A 14045-nucleotide genomic window follows, 5' to 3' on the forward strand; every position below is an offset into this window, starting at 1 on the left:
GGATGGGGTGCCGTCGTCCAGCCAAGCAGACGGCCGAACCGACGACGAGGGTGCTACGACAGCAGGCGGCGCGGCATCAGCAGGTAGCGGAACCCGCTGTCGGTGTCGCCCGCGCCCTCGGCGGCGTCGGCGCCGACGAGGCCGCTGATCACGACCGGCTTCGAGGCCTGCGTGAACGCCAGCTCGACGACGGGCTGGTCGATGGCCTGCAGGCCGTCGAGCAGGAACTGCGGGTTGAAGCCGGTGGTGATCGGCTCGCCGTCGATCTCGGCCGGCAGCGACTCGGAGGCCTGCGCCTCGTCGCCCGAGCCGGCGTCGAGGGTGAGGACGCCGTCGGCGAACTGCAGCTGGACGGCGGTGTTGCGCTCGGCCACGAGCGCGACGCGCTTGACCGACTCGATGAGCGAGGCCTTGTCGACGCGCGCGGTGGTGAGCTTCTCGTTGGGGAACAGGCTGCGGACCTTCGGGAACTCGCCGTCGAGGAGGCGGGTGGTGGTGCGGCGCACGCCGCCCGGGCCAGCGCCCTCGAAGCCGATCAGGCCCTCGCCGGTGCCGCCGCTGCTGAGCGCGATGGTCACCTCGCCGCCGGCGGTGAGCGACTTGGCGGTGTCGCCGAGCACCCGGGCCGGCACCAGCGCGGCGGCCGACTCGTCGGGCGACTGCGGCGACCACTCCAGCTCACGCTGGGAGAGCCGGAACCGGTCGGTGGCCAGCAGCGAGATGGTGCCGCCGTCGATCTCGACCCGGACGCCGGTCAGCACCGGCAGCATGTCGTCGCGCCCGGCGGCGGTGACCGCCTGCGAGACCGCGTGGGCGAACGACTCGCTGCTCACGGTGCCGGTGGCCTGCGGCATCGACGGCATCGTCGGGTAGTCCTCGACCGGCATGGTCTGCAGGCTGAAGCGCGCCGATCCGCAGGTGAGCGAGACCCGGGCGCCGTCGAGCACCATGTCGACGGGCTTGGCCGGCAGGCTGCGGCAGATGTCGGCCAGCAGGCGGCCGCTGACGAGGGCGCGGCCCTCGTCGCTCACCTGCGCCGACAGCGTGGCGCGGGCCGAGGTCTCGTAGTCGAACGTCGAGAGCACCAGGCCGTCGTCGTCGGCCTCGATGAGCAGGCCCGCGAGGACCGGGGAGCTCGGGCGTACCGGGAGGCTGCGCGCTGCCCACGCGACGGCGTCGGCGAGCACGTCGCGTTCGACTCGAAACTTCACGTCTGGTCCTTCTCGGGGGTCACCGGGCGGTGGCGGCGGTCGGCGGCGTGTGCCGCGGCCGGGCGGTCGGGAGTCGAATCCTGCCACGCGGCCTCGTCGTCCACAGAGGAGCGGGCGGACGGAGTTCCACCGATGATCGTCACGTGGAGAGGTTCTTCGTGGTCGTAGCAGCTGTGGAGACTGTGGACGGACGACATCCGTGCAGGTCGCGGCGCACGAACGGTCTCCACAGCCGGTGTGGATCACCGCGTGGCGGCGCCGGGTGCGGTTGTGGAGCGGCGGCGTCCTGGGGACGGCGCGCGTAGGTCGTCCCCAGATCCTCCCCGTGTAGTTCGCACCCCGCAGGCCTCGCACTCCACAGGCCGTGGGTCTCGCTGGTCGCGGCTCACGACCGTGTGAAGACCAACGGGCGCCCACCCCAGGGCCGGACGACGAGGCGGCCGCCGTCGAGCTCGGCGCGGAACTCGCCGAGCAGGGCGAGCAGGCTGCGGCCCGGCTCCCGGTGCTGGCAGCGGCCGGGTCCGCGGAAGCGGGAGCCGGTGACGACGACCGAACCGCCGTCCTCGAGCCACGTGCCGTCGATCCGCGTGCCGCAGGCGTCGGTGGCGCGGAGGCGCTGCTCGTCGAGGGTGAGCCGTGCGCGACCGGGCTCGTCGAGGTGCCAGGTGGGCCCCACGAGCCGAGCCGGCAGGCGGGGCGAGGCGTGGAAGTCCAGCCGGACGTCGGGGCCGGTGAGGACGAGTCGATCGGCGGTCCGCTCGTAGCCGGTGACGGCGCCGAAGGCCCGGAGGTAGGCCCGCTCGACGCGTCCGGGTCGGCCGGAGCAACCCACAGCGGTCGCAGCGACGTCACCGACGGCGATCTCGCCACCCCCGATCTCGACGTCGGCGCCGTAGCGGTTGCAGACGGCGCGGCCCCCGAGCTGGGTCGTCCCGTCGCGTCGCGAGACCCGCAGGGTGATCGGCGTCGGGGCCAGGGGGAGGGCGTCGCCCTTCGACGTGCCGGCCGTGAGGTCCCAGCTGCCGGAGAGACGGGGGGTGGGCGAGGCGGAGGGTGTGCTCGTCGTCGGCGGGGTCGTCCCGGCATCGTCCTCACCGGTGCCGCCTCCGTGCGCGACCGCCGTCAGGACGATGGCCGCGACGAGCCCGAGCGCGGCCAGGAGGACGAGGGTGCGGCGTCCGGACGACATGACCGGTGCCTAGGAGTGGCGGGCCTGCATCTTGACGCGGTTGGTGAGCTCGCTGACCTGGTTGAAGACCTGGCGGCGCTCGGCGAGCAGCTGGTTGATCTTGCGCTCGGCGTACATGACGGTGGTGTGGTCGCGGCCGCCGAACTGCTGGCCGATCTTCGGCAGCGAGAGCGGCGTGAGCTCGCGGCACAGGAACATCGCGATCTGCCGCGCCATGACGAGGTGCCGGCCGCGGCTGGGGCCGGTCAGCTCCTCGATGCTCAGGCTGAAGTAGGCCGCGGTCTGGGCGATGATCAGCGGCGCGGTGATCTCGGGCTCGCCGCCCTCGGGGATCAAGTCCTTCAGCACGATCTCGGCCAGGGTCATGTCGACCTCCTGGCGGTTGAGGTTCGCGAACGCCGTCACCCGGATGAGCGCCCCCTCGAGCTCGCGGATGTTGGTCTGGATCTTCGAGGCGATGAACTCCAGCACGTCGGGCGGCGCCGTGAGCCGGTCCATCGCGGCCTTCTTGCGCAGGATCGCGATGCGCGTCTCGAGGTCGGGCGGCTGGACGTCGGTGATCAGGCCCCACTCGAACCGGTTGCGCAGCCGGTCCTCCAGCGCCTCGAGCCGCTTGGGCGGGCGGTCGGAGGTCAGCACGATCTGCTTGTTCGCGTTGTGGAGCGTGTTGAAGGTGTGGAAGAACTCCTCCTGGGTCTGGGTCTTGCCCTCCAGGAACTGGATGTCGTCGATCAGCAGCACGTCGACGTCGCGGTAGCGGCGCTTGAACCGGTCCTGCCGGTCGTCGCGGATCGCGTTGATGAACTCGTTGGTGAACTCCTCGCTCGAGACGTAGCGCACGCGGACCCCGTTGTAGAGGCTGCGCACGTAGTGCCCGATGGCGTGGAGCAGGTGGGTCTTGCCGAGACCGGACTCGCCGTAGACCAGCAGCGGGTTGTAGGCCTTGCCCGGCGCCTCGGCCACGGCGACGGCCGCGGCGTGCGGGAAGCGGTTCGAGGAGCCGATGACGAAGGTCTCGAAGGTGTACTTCGGGTTCAGCCGCGCCTCGATGGCCGAGCCACGCTCCTCGTCGCGGTCGGCGGCGCCCTCGGGACGTCGGGCCCGCCCGTCGACCGGCGGGTCGACCTGTCGAGATGTCGACATGGCGTCAAAGCGGTTCGTCGGCTCGCCGGGGTACTCGAGCACGGGCTCGGCGTCCGGCGGCAGGGTCACGCCCTCGGGCTGGGGCAGCGCGGCGTCGACCGTGACCGCCAGGCGCACGGACTGGCCGAGCCGCTGGCTCAGCGCCTCCTCGACCTGGTCGCGCAGCCGGCCCTCGAGCTGGGCGCGGGTGAAGGCGTTGGGCACCGCGATGATGGCGGTCGACTCGTGCAGGGTGACCGGCTTGCTGGCGCGCACCCAGGCCCGTTGCTGGGGCGCGACCTCCTCGACGACGTCGCGCCAGGCGGTGTCGAGCGCCGACCCGGCGTCTCCCGCGTCGGTGCGCTCTGCGGGCTGCTCGTTCATGTGGGCCAACTCCCCATCGCCGTTCACGTCCACAACTTTGTCCACAGCCTGTGCACGCACGGTGTGGAGGCGTGGCACGCGGCGCGGGGAGCCTCTCTCACCACCGGCCGGCACCGTGTTCGTGCAGGTCAGCGCGCCGCAGCTCGACGAGAGCAACGATCGGTGACCTCGACGGTGAGGCCGGTGATGACCGTGGCGGGGAAGCCCGATGCCGCGCACGCTATCCCCGGCCTCGCGCGAGCGGCAAGACGTCATCCACAGGCTGTGGCACCCTGGTGGCGGGGGCTGCCGAGGCCCCACGCGCGGGTTTGACCCTGTTCTCTCCCAGCGCGTACCGTTGCGCGGTCGCGCCGTGCGGGCCGGCGTACCCCGAGACCTCGGGGGACCGGACGCCGAGCAGCCGCTGCGTGACCCACCTACCTGCGTGCGAGCGAGCCTGCGCCGCACGAGACCACCGAAGGATCGCCGTGAGCAAGCGCACCTACCAGCCGAACAACCGCCGCCGGCACAAGACCCACGGGTTCCGCCTGCGGATGCGCACCCGTGCGGGTCGCGCCATCCTGGCGAGCCGCCGGCGCAAGGGCCGCAAGAGCCTGGCCGTCTGAGCCGGCGCGCGGCCTCCCGTGCTGCCGGCCGAGCACCGACTGACCGACGCCGCGACCTTCCGCGTCGCGACGCGTCGCGGACGTCGTTGCTCGACCCGCGAGCTGTCGCTGCACCTCGTCGAGGGCGGCCCGGCCGGTGACCGACCGGTCCGGGTCGGCTTCGTGGTCTCCAAGGCCGTCGGGGGCTCGGTGGTGCGCAACCGCGTGCGCCGTCGTCTGCGGCACGTGCTTCGCGCCCACCTCGACGAGCTCTCGCAGGGCCAGGTCGTGGTGGTGCGGGCGTTCCCCGCGGCGGCCGTCGCCAGCTCGGCCGAGCTCGACGCGGCGGTGACGCACTGCCTGCGGCGGTGCACGGCCGCATGAAGTACCCGCTCATCTGGCTGCTGCGGCTCTACCGGCTCGTGATCAGCCCGCTCTACGGCCAGGTGTGCCGCTACTACCCGTCCTGCTCGGCGTACGCCCTGGAGGCGGTCGAGGTGCACGGCGCGGCGAAGGGCTCGTGGCTGGCCGTGCGTCGGGTGGCACGCTGTCACCCGTGGGCCGCCGGCGGCGTCGACAAGGTGCCGCCCCGCCGCGAGCGGCCGGCCCGAGCAGCCCGAGCAGCCCGTTCCACCCAGCCATCGATCGACCGACGTACCCACCCTCGAGGAGCGTGACCCGTGGGCTTCCTGTCCGACATCGGCGGCTGGATCATGACGCCGCTGTACTACATCGTCTCGGCGATCATGCTCGGCTTCCACGAGGTGTTCAGCCTGTTCCTCGACCCCGAGGGCGGCCTGTCCTGGGCGTTGTCGATCATCGGCCTGACCATCGTCATCCGGGTGCTGCTGATCCCGCTGTTCGTCAAGCAGATCAAGTCCCAGCGCAACATGCAGCTGCTGCAACCGAAGGTCAAGGAGCTGCAGAAGAAGTACGGTCACGACCGCCAGAAGCTCGGCGAAGAGACCATGAAGCTCTACAAGGACGCCGGCACGAACCCGTTCGCCTCGTGCCTGCCGCTGATCCTGCAGATGCCGATCTTCTTCGCGCTGTTCCGGCTGATCAGCCGCGCCTCGCAGGAGGAGGGCCGCGGGTTCCTCAGCGACGACCGGGCCAAGGACTTCGGTGAGTCGCTGATCTTCGGGCACATCCCGATCTCGGAGTCGTTCTGGCAGGCCCGCACGTGGGGCCCCGACGGCGACGTGATCGTCATGCTCGTCGCGGTGTTCCTGGTGATCGCGATGACGGCGACCACGTTCACCACCCAGCGTCAGCTGATGAGCAAGAACATGCCGGCCGACGCGATGACCGGCCCCTACGCCCAGCAGCAGAAGGTGCTGCTCTACGTGCTGCCGCTCGTCTTCGGCATCAGCGGCGTGGCCTTCCCGATCGGCGTGCTCCTGTACTGGACCACCTCGAACCTGTGGACGATGGGCCAGCAGTTCTACGTCATCCGCAACAACCCCGCCCCGGGTACGCCGGCCTTCCAGGCCAAGCTCGACCGCGACCGGGCCAAGGCCCGCGCCAAGGGGATCGCGAGCGGCGAGCTCGAGCCGGAGCCCGAGCCCGAGGTCGACCGTCGCCCCGCGACGCGGCAGCAGCCCAAGCGGCTCACGAAGGCCGAGCGGCAGCGCCAGCAGCGCGCGGGCGGTTCAGCCGGTGCGGGCGTCACGTCGAACGCTGACGCGTCGTCGTCCGCGGGCAGCACGCCCGACCTGAGCAAGTCCCCCACGCCGCAGGCGGAGGAGCAGACCAAGCCGGTCGCGAAGAAGCCCTCGGGTGGCGGTTCGTCGCCCGCACGGCCGCCGGCCAACAAGAGCAAGAAGAAGAAGCAAGGAGGCCGACGGTGAGCGCAGGTGCCGAGTCCGGTGTGGACGCCCAGGTGAGCGAGCAGGTGAACGACCAGGGTGACCAGGTCGAGGACCAGGTCGAGGAGACGGACGACGCGGCCGACCAGCCGCGCGGAGACCGTGCGTCGCTGCTCGAGCGCGAGGGTGACATCGCGGCGGACTACCTCGAGGAGCTGCTCGACATCGCCGACCTCGACGGCGACCTCGACATGGACGTCGAGGGCGACAGGGCGGCGGTCTCGATCGTCGGCGCCGACCTGCGTCAGCTCGTCGGTCGCAACGGCGAGGTGCTCGAGGCCCTGCAGGAGCTGACCCGGCTCGCGGTGTACCGCGAGACCGGTGAGCGGTCGCGCCTCATGCTCGACATCTCGGGCCACCGGGCCGAGCGCCGCGCTGCGCTTGTCGAGCAGGCGAACGACGCGGTCGAGCGCGCCCGGGCCGAGGGCCAGCCGGTGTCGCTCGAGCCCATGACGCCGTTCGAGCGCAAGGTCGTGCACGACGCGGTCGCGGCGGCGGGCCTGCGGTCCGAGTCCGAGGGCGTCGAGCCCCGGCGGCACGTCGTCGTCCTCGTCGACTGACGTCTGTTTCACGTGAAACCGGAGCTCGAGACGCCGGCGGCTGCCACGGCGGTGTTCCCGGGCGACCGGTTGGCACTGGCGGAGCGGTACGTCGCCTCGTTGGCGACGGACGGCATCGAGCGTGGCCTGATCGGGCCTCGTGAGGCGCCGCGGCTCTGGGACCGGCACGTGCTCAACTGCGCGGTGCTGCAGGAGGCGGTCCCCCAGGGCGCTTCCGTGGCCGATGTGGGGTCCGGCGCCGGACTCCCCGGCTTGGTCGTGGCGATCGCCCGGCCCGACGCCTCGGTCACGCTGGTCGAGCCGCTGCTGCGGCGCACGACCTACCTGTCGCTCGTCGTCGACGACCTCGAACTGGAGAACGTGACCGTGGTGCGGGGCCGCGCGGAGGAGATCCGTCGAACGGTGCCCCGCTTCGACGTCGTGACGGCGCGCGCGGTGGCACCGCTGGACCGGCTGGCGGGATGGTGCCTGCCGCTGGTCGCCCGGGGTGGTGTGCTACTCGCCATCAAGGGTTCGTCGGCCGCCGACGAGGTCGCGGAGGCGGCGCGTGCGGTCCGCAAGCTGGGCGGCCAGCGACCGGAAGTCCTCGAGCTCGGCCGCGGCATCGTCGATCCGCCGACGACCGTGGTGCGGGTCGCCCGCCGCGACGATGCGTGACTAGAGTGCAGGCTTCGCCTCGCCACCTCGCACGACTGGTTATCCACCGGTGCCCTCAGGCGTGGAACGGCGAGTTATCCCCAGATCGGCCGCGCTTGTCCACAGCGACGAGCGTGGCGTACCGGGCCGCGTGAACGACGTGGTCCCATGGTGTTTCACGTGAAACGAAGGAAGCGAGACGGTGTCCACCCACCCTCCTGAGCCGACCTCCCCCACCGGATCGACCGTGGGCCGCGTCCGGACTGCTGCGGAGCTCGCGTCGTACGACGACGGGTACGACGTCGACGCGACACCGCTGGCCCGCGCGACGCACCACAGCCTCCTGGCGCGTCGCGAGACCCGGCCGGCCGGCGAGGCAGGCGGAGCGCCGCGTCCGTCGAGCACTCGCGTGATGGTCGTGGCGAACCAGAAGGGCGGAGTCGGCAAGACCACCACCACGGTGAACCTGGCTGCTGCCCTGGCTCAGCTCGGGCAACGCGTGCTCGTGGTCGACCTCGACCCGCAGGGCAACGCCTCCACCGCGCTCAACGTCGACCACCACCGCGGCGTCCCCTCCACGTACGACGCCCTCGTGGACGGCCAGGCGCTGACGGAGATCGTACGGGAGAGCGCTGAGGTGCCCGGGCTGTTCGTCGTCCCGGCCACGATCGACCTCGCGGGGGCCGAGATCGAGCTGGTCAGCGTGGTCGCGCGTGAGGGCCGGCTTCGCAAGGCGATCCACGGGCACCCCTGGGTCGGCTCGGCCACCGAGGTGGGAGCCGACCGCTTCGACTACGTGCTCGTGGACTGCCCGCCGTCGCTCGGGCTGCTCACGCTGAACGCCCTCGTGGCCGGCGACGAGATGCTGATCCCGATCCAGGCGGAGTACTACGCCCTGGAGGGTCTCGGACAGCTGCTCGAGACCGTCGACATGGTGCGGGCACACCTGAACCCCGACCTCGCGGTCTCCACCATCCTCATCACCATGTACGACGCCCGCACCCGGCTGGCGGCCGGCGTGGCCGAGGAGGTCCGCAGCCACTTCGGCGACCAGGTGCTGCGCACCGCCATCCCCCGCTCCGTGCGGGTCTCGGAGGCGCCGTCCTACGGCCAGACCGTGATGACCTACGATCCGGGCTCGCCGGGGGCGCTGTCGTACTTCGAGGCGGCGCGCGAGATCGCGACCAAGGGGGCACTGTGAACGACGGCGGAGCAGCGGGACGACGTGGCGCCGGGCCGCGCGGGCTGGGCCGCGGCTTGGGCTCGCTGATCCCGACCGCGCCCCGCGAGGTGCCGGCCGACGTCGCGCCGACGTCGGCGCCGGAGCCGGGCGCTGACTCCGCGCCGTCGACGCCGACCGGGACGCCGTCTCCTGGCGGTGGGTCCGCCCCGCCGGCGGCGGCGGCGTCCGCCGAGGGCCTGGCCCCCGTGCCCGGCGCGACCTTCGCCGAGCTCGACCTCGACAGCATCGTGCCGAACCACGTGCAGCCGCGTCAGGTCTTCAACGAGGAGGCGATGGCCGAGCTCGTGCACTCGCTGCGCGAGGTCGGGCTGCTGCAGCCGGTGGTGGTGCGCCCCCTGGGTGACGGTCGCTACGAGCTCGTCATGGGCGAGCGCCGCTGGCGTGCCGCCCGCGAGGCCGGTCTCACCGTCATCCCCGCGATCGTGCGTGGCACCGACGACGTCGACATGCTGCGCGACGCGCTGCTGGAGAACCTGCACCGCAGCCAGCTGAACCCGCTCGAGGAGGCGGCCGCCTACCAGCAGCTGCTCGAGGACTTCGGCTGCACCCACGAGGAGCTGGCCGAGCGGGTCGGCCGGTCGCGCCCGCAGATCAGCAACACGCTGCGCCTGCTGCGGCTCAGCGCCGCGGTGCAGCGCAAGGTGGCGGCCGGTGTCCTCAGCGCCGGGCACGCCCGCAGCCTGCTCGGTGTGGACGACCCTGACCTGCAGGACCGACTGGCCAGCCGGGTCGTGGCCGAGGGCATCAGCGTGCGCGGTCTGGAGGAGATCGTGGCCGTGGGCGCGGACGACGAGCGCGCCGCACGCCGGGTGCGCCGCCGTCCGACCGCGCCGGGGCTCACCGACCTGGCCGAGCGGCTCTCCGACCGGTTCGAGACCCGGGTCAAGGTCGACCTCGGGCAGCGCAAGGGCAAGATCACCGTCGAGTTCGCTTCGCTCGACGACCTGCAGCGCATCGTCGACATCATGGACCCCCGCAACCGCACCGACCGCCCGATCTGAGGCGGGGGAGGGCGTCCGAGACGCCCCTTTGTCGACACATCGCTACGTCGACGAGTCGGTGAATCGACGAAACCGCTTGTCGAGACGTTGATTGAGTGACGTCAGCCCTCGCGCGCGGCCCGACGCGCGGCCCGCGCCCGCTTCTCCTCGGCGTCGAGCCGCTCCGCCTCCTCGGGCGTCGGCGCGCCGCCCCCGTAGGCGGCCGGCAGCCACCACGACCCGGGCGGCTGCTCGGCCGGCGGGTAGCCGCGGATCGTCTCGTCGAGGAGGGCGGTCATCGCGGCCCTGAGCTCAGCGGTCTCGGCCACCGGGTCCTCGCCCGTGGGATGCAGCGGCGGTGCGCACCGCACCGCGATGGTCTTGCCGCGGGAGAAGTCGCGCGGGTGGTCCTTGGTCATCATCCGCTGCGTGCCCCAGAGGATGACTGGCACCAGCGGGACGCCGGCCGCCGCCGCGATGCGGGTCGCGCCGGTCTTGAGCTCCTTGAGCTCGAACGAGCGCGAGATGGTCGCCTCGGGGAAGATCCCGACGGCCTCGCCGGCCTTGAGGTACTCCAGGGCCGTCTCGAGCGACCGGGTGCCCTCGGCGCGGTCGACCTCGATGTGGTGCAGCGAGCGCATGAGCGGCCCGACGAACCGGTGGTCGAACAGCTCGCGCTTGGCCATGAACCGCACCTTGCGGCCCGAGGGGTTGGCCGCGAGGCCGCCGTAGACGAAGTCGACGTAGCCGACGTGGTTCACCGCCAGCAGGACGCCGCCCTCGCGCGGCACGTGCTCGGTGCCGCTGAGCTGGATGCGCTGGCCGAGGAGCCGGAAGGCGGTCTTCGCGGCGACGATGATCGGTGGGTAGGTCAGGTCGCGCATGGTGGGTCCTTCAGCGGCGGGTGGCGAGGAAGTCGGCGATCCGGCCGATCGCCTCCTCGAGCAGGTCGACATCGGGCAGCGTCACCAGACGGAAGTGGTCGGGCTCGGGCCAGTTGAAGCCGGTGCCGTGCGTGACCAGGATCTTCTTGGCCCGCAGCAGGTCGATGACGAGGGCCTCGTCGTCGTCCACGGCGTAGACCTCGGGGTCGAGCCGCGGGAAGCAGTACAGCGCGCCGCGCGGCGCGACCGACGAGACGCCCGGGATCTCGTTGAGCAGCCGGTCGGCGAGCTTGCTCTGCTCGTAGAAGCGACCGCCGGGCACGATCAGCTCCTCGATGGACTGGTAGCCGCCGAGCGCGGTCTGGATGGCGTGCTGGGCCGGCACGTTGGCGCACATGCGCATGTTGGCGATGAGCGTGAGACCCTCGAGGAAGTCGGTGGCGATCTCCTGCGGGCCCGAGATCATCACCCACCCGGCCCGGTAGCCGCAGACCCGGTAGGCCTTCGACAGGCCGCTGAAGGTCAGGCAGAGCACGTCGGAGCCGGCGGAGGCGGCGGCGTGGTGGTGCACCGCGTCGTCGAAGAGGATCTTCTCGTAGATCTCGTCGGCGAAGACCACGAGGTCGTGACGCCGGGCGATGTCGACCAGCCCCTCGACCACCTGCTTGGAGTAGACCGCACCCGTGGGGTTGTTGGGGTTGATGATGACGATGGCGTGCGTGTTCTCGGTGATCTTGGCCTCGACGTCGGCCAGGTCGGGCGCCCAGTCGTTGCTCTCGTCGCACAGGTAGTGCACCGGCGTCCCGCCGGAGAGCGTCACGGCGCCGGTCCAGAGCGGGTAGTCGGGGGCCGGCACCAGGATCTCGTTGCCGTCGTCGACAAAGGCCTGCAGCACCATCGAGATCAGCTCGGAGACGCCGTTGCCGATGAAGACGTCGTCGACGGCGGTCTCGCGCAGCCCGCGCTGCTGGTAGTACTGCGCGACCGCGGTGCGGGCCGAGAAGATGCCACGCGAGTCGCTGTAGCCCTGCGAGTCGGCGAGGTGGTGGCTGACGTCGGCGAGGATCGCCTCGGGCGCCTCGAAGCCGAACGGCGCGGGGTTGCCGATGTTGAGCTTCAGGATGCGGTGGCCCTCGGCCTCGAGCCGCTGGGCCTCGACCAGGATCGGTCCGCGCACGTCGTAGCGGACGTCGTGCAGCTTCCTGCTCTGCCGGATCTGGCGCACCGGCTCATCCTGACAGGTCGCCCGCGCACCTCGTCGGCGGATACTGGCCGACATGACCCGCCGCACGGTGCCGCTGACCGTCGACCGGCTCGCGCTGCTCGACGACGGGGTCCTGCCGTGTGCCGGCTGCGTGCGCTGGGAGCTCGACGCCGTGCGTCACGCCCGGGTGGCCAGCGACGGCGACGCGGTGCGCGCCACCAAGCAGGAGTGGCTCTCGACCGTGCTGCGCGAGTGGGGCTCGTGCGGCCGCGTCGTGCTCGTGGACGACGAACCGGTCGGCCTGGCCTGCTACGCGCCGCCGGCGTTCTACCCGGGGGCCGCCGCCCACCCGACGGCGCCGGTCTCGGCCGACGCCGTGCTGCTGGCCGCCCTGCACGTGGCGCCGGCGCACCGCGGCGGCGGACTCGCCCGCCTACTGGTGCAGGGCGTCGTCCGCGACCTGGTGACGCGTGGCGGCGTCCGGGCCCTCGAGGCGTTCGCCACCACGCGGACGCCCGCGCGGGGCGGCTGCCTGCTGCCGCAGGAGCTGCTCGCCCGCGTGGGGTTCCGGACGCACCGAGCGCACCCCACGACTCCGCGGATGCGGATGGAGGTGCGCTCGGTGTCGGTCTGGCGTGACGAGGTGGAGGCGGCCCTGGAGCGTCTGGTGGACGCCGTCCGGCCGGGCGTGCCCGCCCCGTCGGTGAACCGGTCTCAGCCGGTGAAGGCCTCAAGGTCCTTCAGCAGCGCGGCCTTGGGCTTGGCGCCGACGATGGACTTCACGACCTCGCCGCCCTGGTAGACGTTGATGGTCGGGATGCCGGTGACGCGGTAGGACGACGGGGTCACCGGGTTCTCGTCGACGTTCATCTTCAAGAACGTGATCTTGTCGCCGTGGGCCGCGGCGATCTCGTCGAGGATCGGCGAGACCTGGCGGCACGGACCGCACCACTCCGCCCAGAAGTCGACCAGCACCGGCTTGTCGGACTTCAGGACCTGCGTCTCGAACTCGGCGTCGGTGACGGCTGCGATGTTGCCCATGCTCTCTCCTCGGATCGGGTGACGTCTGTTGTCGTGTTGTCGTCTGTGGGGCCAACGCCGGCGGCGTCGGCGGTGTTCCCCGCCTGGGGAACGGGCTCAGCCCGCGGTGGCCGCGACCTCGGCGTCGGCGCGCGCCTGCGCCTCGGCGCCGGTCGAGACCATGTGCTCCAGCTCGGCGAGGTAGCGCTCGGCGTCGAGCGCGGCCGCGCAGCCGGTGCCGGCGGCGGTGATGGCCTGGCGGTAGTGGTGGTCGACGAGGTCGCCGCACGCGAACACGCCGGGCAGGTTGGTGCCGGTGGAGGGGTGCGAGGCGATCACGTAGCCGTTGTCGTCGAGGTCGACCTGCCCGGTGAGCAGCTCGGAGCGCGGGTCGTGGCCGATGGCGATGAACAGGCCGGTGGCGTCGAGGTCGCGGGTCTCGCCGGTGACGGTGTCCTTCAGCGTGACCGACTCGAGCGAGTCGGCGCCGTTGATCGTCTCGACGACGCTGTTCCACACGATCTCGAGCTTCGGGTCGGCGAACGCGCGCTCCTGCATGATCTTGGAGGCGCGCAGCTCGTCGCGGCGCACGATGAGCGAGACCTTCGAGCCGAAGCGGGTCAGGAAGGTGGCCTCCTCGATCGCGGAGTCGCCGCCCCCGACGACGGCGATGTGCTGCTCGCGGAAGAAGAACCCGTCGCAGGTGGCGCACCACGACACGCCGCGGCCCGAGAGGGCGTCCTCGTTCGGCAGACCGAGCTTGCGGTAGCCCGACCCCGTGGCCAGGATGACGGCCCGCGCGGTGAAGGTGCCGGTGGCGGTCTTGACGACCTTGGTGTCACCGGTCAGGTCGACCTCGATGACGTCGTCCGGCACCAGCTCGGCGCCGAAGCGCTCGGCCTGGGCGCGCATCTCGTCCATCAGCGCCGGGCCCATGATGCCGTCGCGGAAGCCGGGGAAGTTCTCGACCTCGGTGGTGTTCATCAGGGCGCCGCCGGCGGTGACCGACCCCTCGAAGACGAGCGGGTCCAGGCTGGCGCGCGCGGCGTAGACGGCGGCGGTGTAGCCGGCCGGTCCCGAGCCGATGATGATGACGTTGCGGGTCTCGGACATGGGGTGCTGCGACTCCTGACGTGGCTGACGATCCGTGGACGGGTCTG

15 protein-coding genes and 1 pseudogene are annotated in these 14045 nt (G+C 71.8%); 9 read left to right on the forward strand and 7 right to left on the reverse strand.

Features of this window, described 5'->3' with window-relative positions; all coding sequences use genetic code 11:
* Positions 1-53 precede the first annotated feature (53 nt).
* The 3 genes from dnaN to dnaA all read right to left on the reverse strand — a co-directional run bounded on the left by dnaN (position 54) and on the right by dnaA (position 3906).
* Complete coding sequence (gene dnaN / locus ABEA04_RS00430) at positions 54-1211, reverse strand: DNA polymerase III subunit beta (RefSeq protein ID WP_345453146.1); 1158 nt, start codon at positions 1209-1211, stop codon at positions 54-56.
* Positions 1212-1596: 385 nt separating this feature from the next.
* Complete coding sequence (locus ABEA04_RS00435; RefSeq protein WP_345453149.1) at positions 1597-2400, reverse strand: META domain-containing protein; 804 nt, start codon at positions 2398-2400, stop codon at positions 1597-1599.
* Positions 2401-2409: 9 nt separating this feature from the next.
* Complete coding sequence (dnaA, locus tag ABEA04_RS00440) at positions 2410-3906, reverse strand: chromosomal replication initiator protein DnaA (RefSeq protein WP_345453152.1); 1497 nt, start codon at positions 3904-3906, stop codon at positions 2410-2412.
* 467 nt (positions 3907-4373) lie between these two features.
* Here dnaA and rpmH point away from each other — a divergent pair, with 467 nt between their 5' ends.
* The 8 genes and pseudogenes from rpmH (at position 4374) to ABEA04_RS00480 (ending at position 9798) form a co-directional block, all read left to right on the forward strand.
* The gene (gene rpmH / locus ABEA04_RS00445) at positions 4374-4511 is read left to right on the forward strand and encodes a 50S ribosomal protein L34 (protein WP_222895753.1); all 138 of its coding nucleotides are present in this window, start codon (positions 4374-4376) and stop codon (positions 4509-4511) included.
* An 18-nt stretch (positions 4512-4529) separates the two neighbouring features.
* Positions 4530-4874, forward strand: a complete 345-nt coding sequence (gene rnpA / locus ABEA04_RS00450) for a ribonuclease P protein component (RefSeq protein WP_345453162.1) — start codon at positions 4530-4532, stop codon at positions 4872-4874.
* Complete coding sequence (gene yidD / locus ABEA04_RS00455; protein WP_345453165.1) at positions 4871-5167, forward strand: membrane protein insertion efficiency factor YidD; 297 nt, start codon at positions 4871-4873, stop codon at positions 5165-5167. The genes rnpA and yidD overlap by 4 nt, the downstream gene beginning before the upstream one ends.
* A gap of 36 nt (positions 5168-5203) precedes the next feature.
* Positions 5204-6136 (forward strand): annotated as a pseudogene (gene yidC, locus ABEA04_RS00460) (membrane protein insertase YidC); the annotation flags it as partial.
* A 200-nt stretch (positions 6137-6336) separates the two neighbouring features.
* The gene (locus ABEA04_RS00465; RefSeq protein WP_345453171.1) at positions 6337-6918 is read left to right on the forward strand and encodes a Jag family protein; all 582 of its coding nucleotides are present in this window, start codon (positions 6337-6339) and stop codon (positions 6916-6918) included.
* Between the two features lie 12 nt (positions 6919-6930).
* The gene (rsmG, locus tag ABEA04_RS00470; protein ID WP_345453174.1) at positions 6931-7575 is read left to right on the forward strand and encodes a 16S rRNA (guanine(527)-N(7))-methyltransferase RsmG; all 645 of its coding nucleotides are present in this window, start codon (positions 6931-6933) and stop codon (positions 7573-7575) included.
* A 391-nt stretch (positions 7576-7966) separates the two neighbouring features.
* The gene (locus tag ABEA04_RS00475; protein ID WP_345455582.1) at positions 7967-8755 is read left to right on the forward strand and encodes a ParA family protein; all 789 of its coding nucleotides are present in this window, start codon (positions 7967-7969) and stop codon (positions 8753-8755) included.
* The gene (locus ABEA04_RS00480; RefSeq protein WP_345453177.1) at positions 8752-9798 is read left to right on the forward strand and encodes a ParB/RepB/Spo0J family partition protein; all 1047 of its coding nucleotides are present in this window, start codon (positions 8752-8754) and stop codon (positions 9796-9798) included. Before ABEA04_RS00475 ends, ABEA04_RS00480 begins: the two co-directional genes overlap by 4 nt.
* A 101-nt stretch (positions 9799-9899) precedes the next feature.
* On the opposite strand, the gene ABEA04_RS00485 is transcribed toward ABEA04_RS00480, so the two are convergent.
* Positions 9900-10661 carry a lysophospholipid acyltransferase family protein gene (locus ABEA04_RS00485; protein ID WP_345453180.1) on the reverse strand — a complete coding sequence of 254 codons (762 nt, stop codon included), beginning with the start codon at positions 10659-10661 and terminating at the stop codon, positions 9900-9902.
* A gap of 10 nt (positions 10662-10671) precedes the next feature.
* Complete coding sequence (locus ABEA04_RS00490) at positions 10672-11886, reverse strand: pyridoxal phosphate-dependent aminotransferase (protein ID WP_345453183.1); 1215 nt, start codon at positions 11884-11886, stop codon at positions 10672-10674.
* 52 nt (positions 11887-11938) lie between these two features.
* On the opposite strand from ABEA04_RS00490, the gene ABEA04_RS00495 reads away from it, so the two are divergent.
* On the forward strand, positions 11939-12667 hold the full coding sequence (locus tag ABEA04_RS00495) for a GNAT family N-acetyltransferase (RefSeq protein ID WP_345453186.1): 729 nt from the start codon (positions 11939-11941) through the stop codon (positions 12665-12667).
* Here the strand turns inward: ABEA04_RS00495 and trxA are convergent.
* Both trxA and trxB read right to left on the reverse strand, forming a co-directional pair.
* On the reverse strand, positions 12580-12906 hold the full coding sequence (gene trxA / locus ABEA04_RS00500; protein WP_345453189.1) for a thioredoxin: 327 nt from the start codon (positions 12904-12906) through the stop codon (positions 12580-12582). The two genes, ABEA04_RS00495 and trxA, sit on opposite strands and share 88 nt — an antisense overlap.
* 96 nt (positions 12907-13002) lie before the next feature.
* Positions 13003-13998, reverse strand: a complete 996-nt coding sequence (gene trxB / locus ABEA04_RS00505; RefSeq protein ID WP_345453192.1) for a thioredoxin-disulfide reductase — start codon at positions 13996-13998, stop codon at positions 13003-13005.
* Positions 13999-14045: the final 47 nt, after the last annotated feature.

Origin of the sequence: Nocardioides marinquilinus (assembly GCF_039543705.1) — a bacterium.
Classification (GTDB): Bacteria; Actinomycetota; Actinomycetes; order Propionibacteriales; family Nocardioidaceae; genus Nocardioides; species Nocardioides marinquilinus.